General features: G+C 61.7%; 20 protein-coding genes. 10 read left to right on the plus strand and 10 right to left on the minus strand.

The window, feature by feature from the left end; genetic code table 11:
* Window positions 1-203 precede the first annotated feature (203 nt).
* Both E3T51_RS14080 and E3T51_RS14085 read right to left on the minus strand, forming a co-directional pair.
* Window positions 204-440, minus strand: coding sequence for an acyl-CoA carboxylase subunit epsilon (locus E3T51_RS14080; protein ID WP_134530359.1), 237 nt, complete (start codon window positions 438-440; stop codon window positions 204-206).
* Window positions 440-2,044, minus strand: a complete 1,605-nt coding sequence (locus E3T51_RS14085; protein ID WP_134530360.1) for an acyl-CoA carboxylase subunit beta — start codon at window positions 2,042-2,044, stop codon at window positions 440-442. The genes E3T51_RS14080 and E3T51_RS14085 overlap by 1 nt, the downstream gene beginning before the upstream one ends.
* A gap of 223 nt (window positions 2,045-2,267) precedes the next feature.
* Here E3T51_RS14085 and E3T51_RS14090 point away from each other — a divergent pair, with 223 nt between their 5' ends.
* Complete coding sequence (locus E3T51_RS14090; protein ID WP_134530361.1) at window positions 2,268-3,092, plus strand: biotin--[acetyl-CoA-carboxylase] ligase; 825 nt, start codon at window positions 2,268-2,270, stop codon at window positions 3,090-3,092.
* Window positions 3,093-3,100: 8 nt separating this feature from the next.
* Window positions 3,101-3,679 carry a PH domain-containing protein gene (locus E3T51_RS14095; protein WP_241989335.1) on the plus strand — a complete coding sequence of 193 codons (579 nt, stop codon included), beginning with the start codon at window positions 3,101-3,103 and terminating at the stop codon, window positions 3,677-3,679.
* On the opposite strand, the gene E3T51_RS14100 is transcribed toward E3T51_RS14095, so the two are convergent.
* A complete protein-coding gene (locus tag E3T51_RS14100; protein WP_134530362.1) occupies window positions 3,656-4,186 on the minus strand; it encodes a GtrA family protein in 531 nt (176 codons plus the stop codon). The genes E3T51_RS14095 and E3T51_RS14100 overlap by 24 nt on opposite strands.
* A gap of 128 nt (window positions 4,187-4,314) precedes the next feature.
* Here E3T51_RS14100 and E3T51_RS14105 point away from each other — a divergent pair, with 128 nt between their 5' ends.
* The 3 genes from E3T51_RS14105 (at window position 4,315) to E3T51_RS14115 (ending at window position 7,384) form a co-directional block, all read left to right on the plus strand.
* Window positions 4,315-5,451, plus strand: coding sequence for a 5-(carboxyamino)imidazole ribonucleotide synthase (locus tag E3T51_RS14105; RefSeq protein ID WP_134530363.1), 1,137 nt, complete (start codon window positions 4,315-4,317; stop codon window positions 5,449-5,451).
* Window positions 5,452-5,534: 83 nt separating this feature from the next.
* Window positions 5,535-6,002 (plus strand): 5-(carboxyamino)imidazole ribonucleotide mutase, encoded by a 468-nt coding sequence (gene purE, locus E3T51_RS14110; protein ID WP_104192198.1) that lies wholly within the window; start codon window positions 5,535-5,537, stop codon window positions 6,000-6,002.
* Window positions 6,003-6,070: 68 nt separating this feature from the next.
* Window positions 6,071-7,384: an LCP family protein gene (locus E3T51_RS14115; protein ID WP_134530468.1), complete on the plus strand. Its 1,314-nt coding sequence runs from the start codon at window positions 6,071-6,073 to the stop codon at window positions 7,382-7,384.
* A 175-nt stretch (window positions 7,385-7,559) separates the two neighbouring features.
* Here E3T51_RS14115 and E3T51_RS14120 read toward each other — a convergent pair whose 3' ends face one another.
* The 6 genes from E3T51_RS14120 to rfbB all read right to left on the minus strand — a co-directional run bounded on the left by E3T51_RS14120 (window position 7,560) and on the right by rfbB (window position 11,684).
* Window positions 7,560-7,961 (minus strand): type II toxin-antitoxin system VapC family toxin, encoded by a 402-nt coding sequence (locus tag E3T51_RS14120; protein WP_134530364.1) that lies wholly within the window; start codon window positions 7,959-7,961, stop codon window positions 7,560-7,562.
* The gene (locus E3T51_RS14125; RefSeq protein WP_134530365.1) at window positions 7,958-8,215 is read right to left on the minus strand and encodes a type II toxin-antitoxin system Phd/YefM family antitoxin; all 258 of its coding nucleotides are present in this window, start codon (window positions 8,213-8,215) and stop codon (window positions 7,958-7,960) included. Before E3T51_RS14125 ends, E3T51_RS14120 begins: the two co-directional genes overlap by 4 nt.
* A gap of 82 nt (window positions 8,216-8,297) precedes the next feature.
* The gene (locus tag E3T51_RS14130; protein WP_241989337.1) at window positions 8,298-8,699 is read right to left on the minus strand and encodes a GtrA family protein; all 402 of its coding nucleotides are present in this window, start codon (window positions 8,697-8,699) and stop codon (window positions 8,298-8,300) included.
* A 6-nt stretch (window positions 8,700-8,705) separates the two neighbouring features.
* Entirely contained in the window at window positions 8,706-9,845 is a 1,140-nt protein-coding gene (locus tag E3T51_RS14135; RefSeq protein ID WP_134530367.1) for a glycosyltransferase family 4 protein, read from the minus strand.
* On the minus strand, window positions 9,842-10,696 hold the full coding sequence (rfbD, locus tag E3T51_RS14140; protein ID WP_134530368.1) for a dTDP-4-dehydrorhamnose reductase: 855 nt from the start codon (window positions 10,694-10,696) through the stop codon (window positions 9,842-9,844). The genes E3T51_RS14135 and rfbD overlap by 4 nt, the downstream gene beginning before the upstream one ends.
* A gap of 1 nt (window position 10,697) precedes the next feature.
* Window positions 10,698-11,684, minus strand: coding sequence for a dTDP-glucose 4,6-dehydratase (gene rfbB / locus E3T51_RS14145; protein WP_134530369.1), 987 nt, complete (start codon window positions 11,682-11,684; stop codon window positions 10,698-10,700).
* A gap of 73 nt (window positions 11,685-11,757) precedes the next feature.
* On the opposite strand from rfbB, the gene E3T51_RS14150 reads away from it, so the two are divergent.
* Window positions 11,758-12,366 carry a dTDP-4-dehydrorhamnose 3,5-epimerase family protein gene (locus E3T51_RS14150; protein WP_134530370.1) on the plus strand — a complete coding sequence of 203 codons (609 nt, stop codon included), beginning with the start codon at window positions 11,758-11,760 and terminating at the stop codon, window positions 12,364-12,366.
* A 5-nt stretch (window positions 12,367-12,371) separates the two neighbouring features.
* Window positions 12,372-13,235 (plus strand): glucose-1-phosphate thymidylyltransferase RfbA, encoded by an 864-nt coding sequence (gene rfbA / locus E3T51_RS14155; protein ID WP_134530371.1) that lies wholly within the window; start codon window positions 12,372-12,374, stop codon window positions 13,233-13,235.
* Here the strand turns inward: rfbA and E3T51_RS14160 are convergent.
* Window positions 13,232-14,122, minus strand: coding sequence for a glycosyltransferase family 2 protein (locus tag E3T51_RS14160; RefSeq protein ID WP_134530372.1), 891 nt, complete (start codon window positions 14,120-14,122; stop codon window positions 13,232-13,234). The two genes, rfbA and E3T51_RS14160, sit on opposite strands and share 4 nt — an antisense overlap.
* A gap of 70 nt (window positions 14,123-14,192) precedes the next feature.
* Between E3T51_RS14160 and E3T51_RS14165 the strand changes: the two genes are divergently transcribed.
* The 3 genes from E3T51_RS14165 to E3T51_RS14175 are packed head-to-tail and all read left to right on the plus strand — an operon-like array spanning window position 14,193 to window position 17,037.
* Entirely contained in the window at window positions 14,193-15,029 is an 837-nt protein-coding gene (locus E3T51_RS14165) for an ABC transporter permease (RefSeq protein WP_134530373.1), read from the plus strand.
* On the plus strand, window positions 15,026-15,772 hold the full coding sequence (locus E3T51_RS14170) for an ABC transporter ATP-binding protein (RefSeq protein ID WP_134530374.1): 747 nt from the start codon (window positions 15,026-15,028) through the stop codon (window positions 15,770-15,772). The genes E3T51_RS14165 and E3T51_RS14170 overlap by 4 nt, the downstream gene beginning before the upstream one ends.
* Window positions 15,769-17,037, plus strand: a complete 1,269-nt coding sequence (locus E3T51_RS14175) for an acyltransferase family protein (protein ID WP_134530375.1) — start codon at window positions 15,769-15,771, stop codon at window positions 17,035-17,037. The genes E3T51_RS14170 and E3T51_RS14175 overlap by 4 nt, the downstream gene beginning before the upstream one ends.
* Window positions 17,038-17,061 lie beyond the last annotated feature (24 nt).

Raw genomic sequence — 17,061 nt, forward strand, 5'->3', positions numbered from 1 at the left:
TCTCGCCCCCAACACATTCGCTCGCTTACCCTAGTCAGCGAATGATTGGTGGTGAAACTCAAGGAGCATCACCGAGCACCTTCAGTCTGCACTACCAAACTCGTCTGCACAGTCGGCATTTAGGGGGACAGACGTACCGGTAGGTGGACAGGTCTCACATGGACGGGGCCCGGGCCCCGTACATGCATGGCGAAAGCGGGGAGCTAGCCGGTGAAGCCGCGCCAGCGGTTGGCGCCGGGGTGCACCGGCACCCGCATGGGGCGCTGGTTTTGCTGCCAGGCACTCTGACCGCGTTCCGGCGCAGCCCGGCGTTCGTCGGACTCTTCCCGCAACAGACCCCGGATGATGGCGGTCACCGCCGACACCTCGACATCACTCACCGGCGTGGTCACGAAAACCAGCTCCGACGGGTCGAACTCTGAAGGCTTGGAAACAGGCATTACAGCGGAATGTTTCCGTGCTTCTTGGCGGGCAGGGTCGCCCGCTTGGTGCGAAGAGCGCGCAACGCCTTGATGACCGAAACCCGAGTAGCTGCCGGCTCGATGATGCCGTCGAGCTCGCCGCGTTCCGCCGCGAGAAACGGGCTCGCCACGTTGTAGGTGTACTCGTTGGCCAGGCGGGTGCGCACCGCTGCGACGTCTTCGCCGGCTTCTTCGGCCGCCTTGATTTCGGCGCGGTAGAGAATGTTCACGGCGCCCTGGCCGCCCATGACAGCGATTTCCGCGGTCGGCCAGGCCAGGTTGGTGTCGGCGCCGAGCTGCTTGGATCCCATCACGATGTACGCGCCGCCGTAGGCCTTGCGCAGGATCACTGTGACCAGCGGCACGGTGGCCTCGGCGTAGGCGTACAGCAGTTTCGCGCCGCGGCGGATGATGCCGGTCCATTCCTGGTCGGTACCCGGCAGAAAGCCGGGCACGTCGACGAGGGTGAGGATGGGGATGGAGAACGCATCGCAGAACCGCACGAAGCGTGAAGCCTTTTCGCCGGCCTCGATGTTCAGGGTGCCGGCCATGGCGTTGGGCTGGTTGGCGACAATTCCGATGGAGCGGCCCTCGACCCGGGCGAACCCCACGACGATGTTCGGCGCGTACAGCGGCTGCGTTTCGAGAAAGTCGCCGTTGTCCACGATGTGCTCGATGACGGTCTTCACGTCGTAGGGCTGGTTGGGCGAATCGGGGATGATCGTGTTGAGGCGACGGTCGGCATCCGTTGTTTCAAGCTCCACCTCGCTGTCGAACACCGGCAGCTCGGCCAGATTGTTGTCTGGCAGGTAGCTCAGCAGCGCACGAGCAAAGTCGAGCGCGTCGGGTTCATCGCTGGCGAGGTAGTGCGAGACACCCGAGATTTTGTTGTGGGTGAGGGCTCCGCCGAGCTCTTCCATGCCGACGTCTTCGCCGGTGACGGTCTTGATGACGTCGGGGCCGGTGACGAACATCTGGCTGGTCTTGTCGACCATGATCACAAAGTCGGTCAGAGCGGGGGAGTAGACCGCGCCGCCGGCGGCCGGACCGCAGATGATCGAGATCTGCGGAATGACACCGGACGCGGCCGTGTTGCGGCGAAAGATCTCGCCGTACTTGCCGAGGGCCACGACGCCCTCCTGAATGCGTGCTCCGCCGGAGTCGAGAATGCCGATGATCGGCACGCCGGTCTTCAGGGCGAGGTCCATCACCTTGATGATCTTCTCGCCGGCGACCTCACCGAGTGAGCCGCCGAAGATAGTGAAGTCCTGCGAGTAGACGGCCACCTGTCGGCCGTGGATGGTGCCGGTTCCGGTGACGACAGCGTCGCCGTACGGCCGCTTCTTCTCCATGCCGAAAGCCACGGTGCGGTGCCGCACAAACTCGTCGAGCTCCACGAAAGAGCCCTGGTCGAGCAGCAGGTCGACGCGCTCGCGGGCGGTCATCTTGCCCTTGGCGTGCTGCTTTTCGATGGCGGTCGCCCCGCTGGCCGTCACGGCTTCGTGATAACGCAGCTTGAGGTCGGCGAGTTTTCCCGCCGTCGTATACAGGTCGGGTGCCGCGGCGGGCGTCTTATCAGTCACCTTTTCACTCTACCGGCACCCCCCGCACGCTCCCCGTTGACGATGTTCTACAACTTTGGCCCGCAACCCTGCACGTTTCCCCCTTCGGGGGTTCATTGGCCGGTCAAAACCTTTCGGCCCGGCTCATAAATCCTGCAATTTGGTCAGAAACACCTCGAAATAGGTGTTTTGAGGCCATATTCGACAGAATTGCAGGAGTTATGCCGACGAGAGGGTCGCCACCATGGAGTTTTCGCTCAGCCGCACCGAGGTGAGCCGGTTCGAGTATCGTTCCGAGGCCACCTCGACCAACGATATGCTCAAAGAACTTGCCACAGCGGATGCCGCAGCCTGGCCCAATCTCTCGGTCATCGTCACCGACAACCAGACCCAGGGGCGTGGCCGGCTCGGCCGCGTCTGGTTGGCCCCGACCGGCAAGGCTCTGGCCATCTCCGTGCTCGTGCGCCCGGAGGTGCCGCCGCACGCCCTCGGCTGGTTCCCCCTGCTGGCCGGCGCCGCCATGACCCGCGCCGTGAAAACAGTCGTCGAGGCGAGCATGAAGCCGGTCGAAGGGGTCAAGGAAGCCGAGGAGCCCCGCCACGATACAACCCTGAAGTGGCCAAACGACGTACTGATCGACGGCTATAAGGTGTGCGGCATCCTGTGCGAGCTCTTGCCCGATACGAAGGGCATCATCATTGGCGCCGGTCTCAACCTCTCCTTCGACGAACACGATCTGCCTACCCTCACATCCACCTCGCTGCTGCTGGTCACCCGCACAACGCCCGACCCCGACCAGGTGCTCGCCGCCTACCTGCACGAGCTCGTCACGCTCTATGACGCCTTCGTGAAAGCACACGGTGACGCGCAGGCGAGCGGCCTGCACGCCGCCGTCTCTGCGCTCTGCGGCACGCTCGGCAGCGATGTGCGTGTGGAACTGCCCGGCGGCACCGACCTGGTCGGCACCGCCACCGGCATTGACGCTGACGGCCGGCTGACCGTCGTCAACCAGGTCGATGGCGAGGAACGGTCTGTCGCCGCCGGCGATGTCACCCACCTGAGGTATTAATAGAGGTAATGAAGAAGAAAACGCAGGGCGAGACCAACGAGACCGAATCCTCCGGCTATGCCCGCGAGAGCCGGCCTGAAAAGGTTGTGGCTCGCCTGCGCCCCCACGCCCGCGTGCTGGTCTGGCCGACACTGCTCCTGTTCGTCCTGGCCGGTGGCACCGGCTACTTCTTCGGCAACATGGCGCAGCCGTGGCAGGACGCCCTTGTGCTCGGCGGCTCCATCGCGCTCGCCGCACTCGGCTGGCTGCTGCCGCTTGGCGCCTGGCTCACCAAGCGCTACACGATCACCACCCGCCGCATCATCTTTCGCTACGGATTCTTCGTGCGCACCCGCCAGGAGCTGCTGCACAGCCGCGGCTACGACGTGAGTGTGCGACAGAACTGGGTGCAGGCCGGTTTTCGTTCGGGTACGGTGCTGATCAATTCGGGGCTGGAGCATCCGCTGGTCTTGAAAGACGTTCCCAACGTCGACCTCGTGCAGAGCGCGCTGCACGACCTCATGGAAAAGGCGAGCACCGTCATGGGATCCCGGCGGCAGGAGCAGTCAGCCCACGCCGACGAGTCAGCGTTCTGGGGCCGCCGCTAACCGAATAGCCCCGGTGCGCGTGCTGACAGAACCGATACCAGCGGATGCCGGCGCCCCGCTCCGGCTCGGTGCAAACACCCAGTAGCGGTAGAGCGTGAAACGAAACATCGCCCCGAGCAGCAGTCCGACGACGTTACCCGAGATGTTGTCGGCAAGAAGGCTGGTGTAGCCGAGCACGTAGTGGCTGAACCACAGGCAGGCGATGCCAATGCCCATGCCCACGAGGCTCACCGCGAGAAACTCCAGGCCCTCCCGGGCCGTGTGATTTTGGCGGTTCTCGCTGAAGGTCCAGTACCGGTTGCCGAGCCAATTCACCAGAATGGCCAGCACCGTTGAAATGACCTTGGCGTAGATAGGGCCGGCGTGTACCTCGGTGGAGTCCAGCACGGTGGTGAGAAGCAGGTTGAACACCGTGAAGTCCACCACGAAGCCCAGCGCACCGACGGCACCGAACTTGAGACCCTGACTCAGAAAGCTGAGCAGGCGCTGCTTCAGAGTGATCGTCATGCGTCCGTCCGACGTTCGGTAAACTGGGCTGAAAAGCGCTCAAGTCTCGAAGTCTACGGCGTGCTGAAATTTACGGGCTGAGTTTGACATGCGTTTAGCTGAACGCTTGCAGAGAAAATGGTGAACAGATGGCTTTGACCGTCGGCGTGATTGGAGCGGGCCAGCTGGCCCGCATGATGATTCCCGCGGCCGTAAACCTCGGCATCGAGCTGAAAGTTCTCGCCGAAGCGGATGGTATGTCCGCCGAGCTCGCTGCCGTGAGCGTCGGTGACTACCGCGACCTGGCCACGGTTCTCGCCTTCGCGAAGACGGTCGATGTGATCACCTTCGACCACGAACACGTGCCTCAGGAGATTCTGCGCGAACTCGTGCGAGCGGGCGTCACGGTGCACCCAGGCCCCGACGCACTGCTCTACGCGCAGGACAAACTACTGATGCGCGAAAAGCTCGCCGAGCTGGGGCTTCCGGTGCCGGATTGGGCGCGCATCGTTGACGTCGCCGGGCTCGCCGAATTTCTCTCCAACCACGGCGGCCGCGCCGTCGTCAAGACCGCCCGCGGCGGCTACGACGGCAAGGGCGTGCGCGTGGTCAGCCACGAAAACGACGTCGATGACTGGTTTCAGGCGCTCGCCGAAGACGGCAACGGCGGCGCCCTGCTGGTCGAAGAGCTCGTGCACTTCAGCCGTGAGCTGGCCCAGGTGGTTGCCCGCCGCCCGGGAGGAGAAATCGCGGTCTGGCCGGTCGTGGAGACCGTGCAACGCGACGGCGTCTGCGCCGAGGTCATCGCGCCGGCCCCCCAGTCCGCGGGCCGGATTGCCGACGTGGCCACCGACATCGCGGTGGCCGTGGCCGAGGGCATCGGCGTCACCGGGGTGCTCGCTGTAGAGCTGTTTCAAACAACGGATGAGCGCCTCCTCATCAACGAATTGGCGATGCGCCCGCACAACAGCGGTCACTGGTCGATTGATGGCTCCACGACGAGCCAGTTCGAGCAGCACCTGCGGGCGGTGCTTGACCTGCCGCTCGGTGCGACCGGTGCCAGGGACCCGTGGACGGTCATGGTGAACATCTTCGGTGGGCCCGCGTCAGGCTCGCTGACTGACCGTTATGGGGCGGGCCTGGCGCAGCATCCGCTCGTGAAAGTGCACAACTATGGCAAGGCCTCGCGGCCCGGCCGCAAGGTGGGCCATGTCACGGCAGGCGGCGACGACCTCGACGAAGTTGCCTACCAAGCGCGTGCCACTGCACAAATCTTTCAGCAGTGAGCAATAGGATCATGTGCGTGCCAGACAACACCGAGACATTCACCGAGCCCGCGAGTTTCAACGCGCCGCTCGTCGGCGTGGTCATGGGCAGCGACTCCGACTTCACCGTTATGAGCGCTGCAGCGCAGACTCTCACGGACTTTGGGGTGGCGCACGAGGTGCAGGTGGTCTCGGCGCACCGCACCCCCGAGAAGATGCTCGACTATGGGCGCAGCGCGCAGGCCCGCGGACTCAAGGTGATCATCGCCGGAGCCGGGGGAGCGGCGCACCTGCCCGGCATGCTCGCAGCCATGACCACACTGCCCGTGGTCGGGGTGCCCGTGCCGCTCGGACTGCTCGACGGCCTCGATTCGTTGCTGTCGATCGTGCAGATGCCAGCCGGCGTGCCGGTCGCGACGGTCTCGATCGGCGGGGCGAAGAACGCCGCGCTGATTGCGATCAAGATTCTCGCCACGAGCGATGACGCGCTGCGCCACAAACTCGAAGACTATTCCGTGCAGCTCGCAGATTTGGTCGAGCAGAAGAACCGGGACCTCCAGACGCGATTATGACCAGTGTGACAAACCAGGGCCGTGTGACAGACCCGATCCGGCACCCGAATTCCGGCTCCGCACGCATCATGACCACGCGTGCGTGGTGGCTTGTCGTACTCAATTTCGTTCTGCCTGGTTCGGCGCAGGTGCTGGCCGGCAACCGCCGCCTCGGCCGGTTTGGCCTCGGTGCCACCCTCACGCTGATCACCACTGCGATCATTGTCGGCGTTGTCTATCTGCTCTGGCCCACAGTCGTACTCACCGTGTTCACGAGCACCATCGGCCTGTGGGCTGCCGCCGCGGTGCTCGCGTTTTACGCGGTCACCTGGCTCGTGCTCACGCTCAACACCCTCAGCCTCATCAGGTTGGGCCGCGCGGCGCCGGGCGCCCGCCCGATCATCGCTGCGTTCTCGACGGTGCTCATGCTCTTTGTTACCGGAACCGCCGGCTACGGCGCCTTCGTCGCCACCTCGGCGAGCGGATTCCTCTCGTCCGTGTTCGTCGCCGGCCCGAGCGAACCGCCGGTCGACGGCCGCTACAACATCCTGCTGCTTGGTGGTGACGCCGGCGCCGACCGCGACGGCCTCCGCCCCGACAGTATGTCGGTGGTCAGCATCGACGCCACGACCGGCCAGGCCACCACCATTAGCATGCCGCGCAACCTCGAGGACGTGCCGTTCTCGACAGGGTCTTCGCTCGGCGCCCTGTACCCAGAGGGCTACGGCTCCATCGACGGATGCGACGTATCGGGTACCTGCATGCTCAACTCCATCTTCACCGAGGCCGAGGTGAAACGCCCGGAGTACTATCCGAACGCCGTGGCCGAGGGCAGTTCCCCGGGTATCCAGGCCACGCTCGAGGCAGCGCAGGGCATCACCGGACTCACCATACAGTACTTCGTACTCATCGACATGCAGGGCTTCTCCGACCTCATCGACGCCCTCGGTGGTGTTGACATCGACGTGCAGAACCGGGTTCCGGTGCACACCGATGAGTATTTCAACAAGGTGTTGTTCTGGTTCGAGCCGGGCATGCAGCACATGGATGGCTACCACGCCCTCTGGTTTGCCCGCTCCCGGCACGGCACGAGCGACTACGACCGCATGCAACGACAGACCCAGATGCAGGAGGCCCTGCTCGCCCAGGCCAGCCCGACGAACGTGCTCACAAAGTTTCAGGGTGTGGCCGCGGCCAGCTCCCGCGTAGTGAAGACGGACGTGCCGCAGGGCATGCTCCCCTACTTCGTGAACCTCGCGTCGAAGACTAAGAAACTGCCGGTTATCTCGGTGCCGCTGATTCCCGAGAACGGCGTCGACCCCGAAGACCCCGACTACTCCGCCATCCGGGCCATGATCGCCGCGGCTCTGGCCCCCGCGCCCACCGCCACCCCGGCCCCGTAGCTCTGCAGGCTGCCCGTCTGGTCTCGCCGGCGCCAGAACCTGCACGCGTTCCCAAACCTTTCGCGCGCGCCTGGCACGCCGCTAGCGCCAGCATCCGCTGACCGCTCCTGCAGCTTTCGGCCGCGCGACCGCCCCCGGCCGATGCTCGAAGACTGAAAGCCGATGTCGACTTGGGTTAGATGACGATCACTTCGGGGCCACCGAGATCTGACAAGACCTGGAAATCGGCGTCCTGGGTGAAGACGGGGAGGGAGTGGGCGAGTGCCGTGGATGCGATCCAGAGGTCGTTGACGTTGAGGCGACGTTCGCTCTCGCGAAGTTTTTGTCGCAGTCGAGCCCAATGTGCGGCCACTGTCTCATCGACGTTGAGCACCGTCGCGATCGAAACTGTGTCGAGGGTCTGCAGCCGGGCTCCCCGAGTGTCGGCGTCCTGTGCTGCGTGTACACCGGCATACAGTTCACCAAGCGTCACGGCGCTGACAAACTGCTCGTCAGGTAATCTGTCGAATTGAATTGCGCGGTTTGACTCGAGCGCCACAAATACGCTGGTATCGATCAAGCCCCGGGAGGGGTTCACTGGATAGGACCCAGATCGTCCGTTGTCTCGTCGGGTTCCTCGTCGTTGTAGTACTCCGCGATCGGATCGCCGGGACGTCGCATCAACCGTTGCATATTGGCTTTCGTTAGAAACGCCTGTTTGCCTGAACGGATCGGCACCAGCGTCGCGATTGGAACGCCGTTGCTTGTGATCGTTACTTCTTCACCTTGTCGCGCGCGCTCGATCACATCGGCGGTGTGATTGCGCAATTCTCGAACAGGAACCAGGCTCATGCGCTCAGTGTAGCCGTGAGTAGCACGCTGTAGCAAGCACCGTTCCAGCACGCCAGCGGATGCCTACAAGCCCGTAGTCGCTTCACTCACCATTGCGGCGAAACGAGAACTTCTTGTGCCCGAAAAAGCTCAACAGCGTCGTGACCACGAGAATGAGCAACTGGGCGAGTAGCGGAGGCACCTGCACGACTTCCACCAGCAGCGGCAGCGCGGCGGCGTTGATTCCGATCGCGGCCAGATAGACGCTCACGAATCGGGCGAAGTCCCGCAGTACGTGGCCGTGCACCACGAAGACGAACCGTCGGTACAGCACGAACGCGAGGGAGATGCCGACCACGTAGGAGAGCGCGAAGCTGAGTAGGTAGCCGAGGTAGACATCCGCAAAAACCCACAGGGTGAAGGCCGAGAAAACCAGGTACCCGACGAGCGTGTTTGTGGCGCCGACAGCGAGAAACCGCACGCGCTGGTCTCGCAGTAAGCGCACGATGAACTACAGGTCCGCGTGCAGCTGCCAGACCCGCTCGGCGGAGTCCCGCCAACTGAAGGCTCGCGACCGGTCACCGCCAATGACGCGCAGTCGGCCCCGCAACGCGCTGTCGCCGAGCACTCGATTCACCGCGTCAAGAAGTCGCTCGGGGTATCCCTTGGCCGACCGCTCGACCGCCACGCCAGCATCACCAGCGGCCTCGAGCAGTGCGGGGGCGTCGGAGTGCACCACCGGGGTGCCGAGGTGGAACGCCTCGATGATCGGCAGCGCAAAGCCCTCTTCAAGGCTCGGGTAGACGAAGACGCTTGCCCGAGCAATCACTACGGCCAGGTCGGAGTCGCTCAGCCCCGACATTGCACGCACCCGCCCCGGCGCCAGCCCAACTTCATCGGCGACCGAGGCGAGGTCGAGTTCTCCCCAGGTGTCCGGTCCGAGCACGATCAGCGGCAGGTCCGGTGCCCCGGGCAGCCCGAGCGCCGTGATCAGCGAAGTGACGGCCTTGCGCGGGTCGAGCGACCCGGAAGTCAAAATGTACTGCGATGGCAGCGCCAGCGCCTGCAGGCGCTCCTCCACCAGGGGAATGGCCGGGAGCACGAGCCGCCGACCCACGGCGCCGCCGATCACGCGCACCCGGTCGCCCAGGTCCATGATCTCGGTCAGCTGCCGCGCCACGGCGTGGCTTGGCACGACGATCGCGTCGGCGTGCTTGCGGGCGCGCTTCAGGATGCCCTTGGTCCACGCCACTGTCGTCGGGGTCAGCGATGACGGATGCGTCCACGCCAGCACGTCGTGCAGCGTAACCGCGATCTGAGTGCCGTCGTCCGCCCGGTTGTGACGGCGTAGTGGGGCAAGCAGCCCCGGCGCGTGGATCAGGCCGGCGCCCGACGACGCGGTCACGCCGAGGGCCCAGGCCGCGGTCAGCTCGCGGCGTGCCAGGCTCGTCTTGTGTAGGTTGGCCAGGCCGGGCAGGGCGGCCTCAATCAGTTCATACTGTGCGGGGGTCGACGACGAGACGATGCCTTCAACGTCGCACTCGGCCGGTGCCGTTGCGATCAGGGCGCGGGTGAGTTCCTCGGTATAACGCCCGACGCCGCCCGGCACCGGGGCGACCATCTGATCGACGACTACCCGCAGAGTGATCATGCCGTCTCGAAAACTCCGGCAGCAAACGCTTCGGCCTGAGCGTTTTGCCAGCTGCGCATCGGTGCAAGCCCGGCGGCAGCCCAGTTGGCGTGGCCGAGCACCGAATAAGCCGGCCGCGGTGCGGGCAGCACAAAAGCGGAGCTGTCGGTCGGCAGCACACGTTCCGGGTCGAGCCCGGCCAGGGCGAACACGTCACGAGCCTGGTCGAACTTCGACGCGACCCCGGCGTTCGTGCCGTGGTAGATGCCGGCCGGCGCGTTGGAATCCAGCAGCAGCACGATCTGCGCAGCCAGGTCCACCGTCCAGGTCGGCTGGCCAACCTGGTCGTTGACGACGTTCAACGTGTCGCGCGTACCAGCGGCCTTGAGCATGGTCTTGGCGAAGTTTGCGCCGTTCTTGCCGTACAGCCAGGCCGTGCGCACGATGTAGCTGCGCGCGGCGTGCTCGGCGAGCACGAAATTCTCCCCGGCAGCCTTCGTGCGGCCATAGGCGGAGATCGGGCTGTACGGCGTGTTCTCGGAGTAGGGAGTGGTTGCGCTGCCGTCAAAGACGTAGTCCGTCGAAATCTGCACGAGCTTCGCCTGCAGAGCGGATGCCGCCACCGCCAGATTGCGCGGCCCCACCGCGTTCACCCGGTAGGCCTCGTCTTCATGACTCTCGGCGTCATCGACCTTGGTATACGCGGCGCAGTTGATGATGACGTCGTGCCCGGCCACGGCGGCCGTGACCGCGCCCTGGTCGGTCACGTCGAGGTCGCTGCGGCCGAGGGCCGTCACGTCGCGGCCGGCCAGAGCCGTCTGCAGGTCGCGGCCCAGCATGCCGGTGGCCCCGGTGATCAGGTAGCGGGTCATGTTATTTCAGCGCCGCACGAGCCTTGAGGGGCTCCCACCACTGGCGGTTGTCGCGGTACCACTGCACGACGTCGGCGAGGCCCTGCTCAAACGGAACCTCCGGGGCATAACCCAGCTCGGACTGAATCTTGGAGATGTCAACCGAGTAGCGCAGGTCGTGACCAAGCCGGTCGGCGACGCGGTCAACGTACGACCAGTCCTTGCCGGTCGAGTCGAGCAGCAGCTGGGTGAGCTCCTTGTTGGTGAGCTCGGTGCCGCCGCCAATGTTGTAGATCTCGCCGGCGCGCCCGCCGACGAGCACCATCGCGATGGCCCGGGTGTGGTCATCCACATGCAGCCAATCGCGAATGTTGTTGCCTTCGCCGTAGAGGGGAACGTGCAGGTCGTCGATCAGGTTACTGACGAAGAGGGGAATGACCTTTTCGGGGAAGTGATACGGGCCGTAGTTGTTCGAGCAGCGCGTGATCGACACGTTGAGGCCGTGGGTGCGGTGATAGCTGCGCGCGAGCAGGTCGCTGCCGGCCTTCGACGCACTGTAGGGGGAGTTGGGTTCAAGCGCCCGCTCCTCGTTCCAGGAGCCTTCGGCGATGGAGCCGTAGACCTCGTCGGTGGAGACGTGCACGAACCGGGCCAGCTTGTGGCGCAGCGCTGCATCGAGCAGCTGCTGGGTGCCCAGCACATTGGTCTCCACGAAGATCGTCGAGTCCAACACCGAGCGGTCAACGTGGCTTTCCGCGGCGAAGTGCACGACCGCGTCGAGCCCGGGAAACAAGGTGTCGAGCAGCTTGCCGTCGCGAATGTCACCGTGCACAAAGGAGTAGCGCGAAGAATCAGCGATCGCGGCGAGGTTTTCGAGGTTTCCCGAGTAGGTCAGTGCATCGAGCACGACAACCTCGGCGCCTTCCAGGCCCGGGTACTTGTCTTCAATCGTGCGCCGCACGAAGTTGGAGCCGATAAAACCGGCGCCGCCGGTGACGAGGATCTTCATATAGGAGTAACCGTTCCGTTCGCTTGCATGGCCTCCGCGATTCTACCGGACACCGATTGGTAGACTGCCGATCGTGCAGATTCGCGAACTCTCAATCCCCGATTCCTTCGAAATCACCCCTAAGCAGTTTGGTGACGATCGGGGAGTGTTCCTCGAGTGGTACCGATTCGACAAACTCGAAGAGAAGGTCGGGCACAAGCTCGACCTCGCGCAGGCCAACACATCCGTGTCAAAGCGTGGTTCGGTTCGCGGCATTCATTTTGCGGATGTCCCGCCCAGTCAGGCCAAATACGTCACTGCCGTTCACGGCGCCGTTCTCGACTACATCATCGACATTCGCTTCGGTTCGCCGACGTTCGGTCAGTGGGACAGCGTTCTGCTCGATGACACCGACCGACGCGCGGTCTACATCGCCGAGGGACTCGGGCACTGCTTCGTCGCGCTGACCGACAACGCGACAGTGAGCTACCTCGTCAACAGCACCTTCAGCCCGGGTCGCGAGCACGGCATCAGCCCGCTCGACGAAGAGATCGGGCTCGTGTTCCCCCCGGAAGCCGGAGAGCTACTACTTTCGCCCAAGGACACTGAAGCCCCCACCCTCGCGGCTGCAGCTGCTGCTGGCTTGCTCCCCACCTGGGATGCCGCTCGCGCCTACTACGCCACTTTGAACGTCAGGAACTAATACTCATGCGCGGAATCATTCTCGCCGGTGGCTCAGGCACACGGCTGTGGCCCATCACCAAGGGCATCTCCAAGCAGCTCATGCCCATTTGGGACAAGCCAATGATCTACTACCCCCTGTCGACGTTGATGATGGCGGACATCAAAGAGATCCTGATCATCACAACCCCGGAGTATAACGACCAGTTCCGGGCCTTGCTTGGTGACGGTTCCGATCTGGGTATTCGCATTGAGTACGCTATCCAGCCTTCTCCAGACGGCCTCGCCCAGGCATTTATCATCGGCGAGGAGTTCATCGGTGACGAGAGCGTTGCGCTTGTGCTCGGTGACAACATCTTCCACGGAGCGGGGCTCGGCTCGGCTTTGCGAGGCAATTCCGAGATCGAGGGCGCCCGCATTTTCGCCTATCATGTGAGCAATCCGACGTCCTATGGTGTCGTAGAGTTCGACGAGACTATGACGGCAATCTCCATCGAGGAGAAACCCTCCAAACCGAAAAGTAACTACGCGGTGCCCGGTCTCTACTTCTACGACAACTCTGTTGTCGAGATCGCCAAAACCATCGAGCCGAGCGCGCGCGGAGAGCTCGAGATTAGCACGGTCAACGAGCGCTACTTGGAGCAGGGAGACCTGCACGTTCAGGTGCTCGACCGCGGTACAGCTTGGCTGGACACAGGGACCTTCGAGTCAATGATGCAGGCCTCAGAATACGTGCGCGTGATTGAAGACCGCCAGGGCTTCAAGGTGGGGTGCATCGAGGAGATTGCTTGGCGTGCAGGTTGGATCACCGACGCTCAACTCGCTGCCCTCACCGCTCCCCTTCTCAAGAGCGGGTATGGCCGATATCTGGCAGGGCTCGTCCAGTCCTAGCGGGTTCGCCGGGCTTCGATCCGAGATCGAAGCCCCAATCCAGCAGCCAGAATGAGCCGCACGGGTAGCATAAGCGGACCTGAGTACTTCTTGAACAAGAACTTCTGTGCGCTGTCATGGTGCGCGCGTATCATACGTGCCGATTCGTCACTGGTTGACGTTGAATGAGCGCCAGTGTGCACGACAACAGCCGACGGCTCGTACACGTTTCGATACCCGAGTTGTCCAATGCGATACCCGAGGTCGACATCCTCGAAGTACATGAAATAGCTCTCGTCAAAGCCGTTCAGTTGATCAAACACTGATCGCCGAATCATGACAAACGCGCCCGAAAGCCACCCCGCATCGCGGAGAATGAGTTCGGACTCAGTCTCCTTTCGATAGTTACGCGTCCAAGGGTTCTTCGGCCAGAAATTCGCAAAGATCGCGTGCCCTACACCAGATCGGAGGGACGGAATCGTGCGGGCCGACGGATACACCTCCCTGTTCGACGAAAGAATCAGGGGACCGATCGCGGCGATTCTGGGATCCCCGGCAACGGAATCGATCAGAGTATCGATGGCCCCAGGTTCGACAGTCACATCAGGGTTGCTCACCAATATCCAGTTGAACTCTGGTCGCAGGGACCTAACTGCCTCATTGATCGCATGCCCATATCCCAGATTTGAAGACAGCGGCAAGTACACGCCGCCCACTGATTCCGTCATCAATTGCACTGCGTTTGCTGTCGGTTCAGGTTTATTGTCGACGACGACGACATGCAGCGATCGAATGGAGGCTTCAGCAAGTGATTGTAGGAATGGATCGAGTACATCGCCCGATCCATAGCTGACCGTCACCACGGCGATACGAGCTTCTTGAGGCGGGAGATTGGGTGTGGTGGGCATGCGACTTCCAATTATAGTTCTAGGCTAGATTGACTTGCGGCCACCCCGGTCGGCTACCCAGTGAGGCTACATGCGATACCTAAAGGAAGTTCTCGGTGCACGAGAGCTCCTGGCCAATCTCACCTTGCGTGAGGTGCGAGGTCAGTACAAGCGCACGATATTCGGACAGCTCTGGTCGTTGGCGAACCCGCTCGCGTCGATGCTCACGTATACGATCGTGTTCGCGTTCATCCTGCGTGTTGAGCCTGAGCCCGGGGACCCGAGTGGGCTGAACATATTCGCAGTCTGGCTTCTGTGTGGGCTACTGCCATGGACTTTCTTTTCCAATGTCGTCCAGCACGGCATGGGATCCATTTTGGGAAACGCTGGACTGGTACAGAAGGTTTACTTTCCGCGAATCGTGCTCCCGCTTTCTAAAGTCGGATCCGTCGGGTACAACTGGCTTTTTGAGATGGGGGTGCTCGTCGTTGTCCTTGTCATTTGTGGTGCGTTCGTCTGGCCGTGGCTCCCGCTAGTTCTCCTCACCATGGTCGTGCTGGCCATGTTTGCGGCCGGGCTTGCGCTCATGCTCGCTGTGGCTAACGTGCACTTTCGCGATACACAGTATTTTGTGTCCATTCTCCTTCAAATCTGGATGTACCTGACGCCGATCATCTATCCGATAAGTCTCGTTGCGGATCAGTCCGCGAAGTTTGGCGGACTCTTTGGAACGTCCGTGACCATCCTCGATGTCTATCAGCTCAATCCACTCGAAAGGTTTGTTGCAGTCTTTCGCCAATTGCTCTACGACAACCGGTGGCCTGATCCACAAGACTTCTTGTTCTGCGTTTTGTGGGCGTTGGCAGCATTCGTCATCGGCCTGTGGGTCTTCCGTAAAAGCGAGAAAGGCCTGGCCGAAGCACTGTGAGTGATATCGCTGTCAATGTTGATCACATCAGCAAGAAGTTCCGCCTTTATCATGAGCGGAACCAATCGCTCAAGTCTGCAATCATGCGTGGTCGCACGTCCGTTCACGACGACTTCTGGGCTCTCAAGGATGTGAGCTTTGAGGTGCCGACGGGCTCTACTTTTGGCCTAATCGGAAGCAACGGGTCGGGCAAGTCAACCCTGCTGAAGTGCTTGGCGAAGATTTACTATCCGGAAAAAGGGTCGATCTCGTATCGTGGCAAGATCGCGGCCCTCCTGGAGGTCGGTTCGGGATTTCATCCCGAACTATCCGGCCGCGAGAACGTCTTTCTCAACGGATCCATTTTGGGGATGTCGAAGAAAGAAGTTACCCGAAAGTTTGACGAAATTGTCGATTTTTCTGGGGTGGAGCAATTCATCGACCAGCCAGTGAAGAATTATTCCTCAGGTATGTATGTGCGACTTGGATTCGCCATCGCGATAAACGTGGATCCAGACGTCCTCGTGGTGGACGAAGTGTTGGCCGTGGGTGATACCGAGTTCCAAGAAAAGTGCGGCCAAAAGTTTGTCGACTTCAAGAAGGCCGGAAAGACTGTGATTCTGGTAAGCCACTCCATGAGCACTGTCAGCGAGATGTGTGACCACGCAGCGTGGCTCAGCCATGGCGAACTGGTAACCGTCGGCGAGGCAGGGCCCACCATCGATGCATACCTGAGTTCACTTTCCCACGGAGGAAACAAATGACGACGACGTCGAAAATCGCTTTCGCGCCTGGAAAGGCGGAACAAGTACATCTGTCGATTGCCGAGGCGCTCGGCGGACACAGAAATTCTTTGGGTCTCCTTCGGCTCATCCTGGCCTCGGTCGTTATTTTTGACCATGCCTTCCCCCTTGGAGGGTATGGAGCGGATCCATTCTGGAATCTGACTCGCGGACAAGCATCTCTCGGTAGCCTCGCGGTGGGTGGATTTTTTGCCATCAGCGGCTATTTGATCACCAAGAGCGGTATGACCGCCGACGTCGTACAGTTCCTCTGGCGTCGAGTGTTGCGAATATTTCCGGCCTACTGGGCCGTCCTGCTATTCACTGCTTTTATTGTCGCACCCATCGTTTGGGTATCGGCCGGCCAATCCCTCGGAAGCTACTTCACACTTGCGCCGAACAACCCCTTAAACTATTTCACAGCCAATTGGGATTTGAATATTGGCACTTATGGGATCTACGACATCTATGCGGCAACAACTCCTTATGGGCGCGAGGTCGGTGGCAGCGTTTTTAATGGTTCAACGTGGACGTTGATCTATGAATGGCACTGTTACCTCATCATTGCTGCTGGGGTTGCGTTCGGAGTTCTGAAGGGGGCAAAGATTTTGGTGCCCGTCGTTACGATGCTCTTGTTCATTATTCAGATTGTGAATGTGACCAATCCCGGCGGTCTGGCGGCTATTGCGCCTTATCTTTCAGATCAGCAACGAATCACTCTGACGTTCACTTTCATGCTTGGTGCGACGATAGCCATTTACTCAAAGCGCGTTGTTTACAGCAATGGCCTTGGCATTCTTGCCGGCGCGGTGATGCTTTTGACATTGAGATACGGCGGGTTCCTAACAATTGGACTTATCGCGGGTTCGTACTTTGTCCTATACCTTGCGGCCAGGCTTCCGCGTCAGGTGCAGTGGATCGGCGCGAAGAATGACTATTCGTATGGCGTCTACATCTACGGATTTCTCGTTCAACAGATCACTGCATACATGGGCTGGTACAAGCTGGGCTATGTGCTGTACTCCGTGATAGCTCTCGTTCTCAGCTTAGGACTGGCTTGGCTGAGCTGGCACCTAGTGGAGAAGCGCGCTATGACGCTCAAGGATTGGGGACCTGGGCGCGGCTGGAACTACTGGATGACGCGCGTTCGTGCCTCGCCGTGGCCACGTGGTTTGCGGAAGGTGGCGGTACCCTCGAACTTGGCACGTGTGCCAATTGATATCCAACTGAAGGAAGATCCAAAGTGACAGGCAACATTTCGTCCACTGTTC

It is taken from the genome of Cryobacterium serini (assembly GCF_004404025.1).
Classification (GTDB): Bacteria; Actinomycetota; Actinomycetes; order Actinomycetales; family Microbacteriaceae; genus Cryobacterium; species Cryobacterium serini.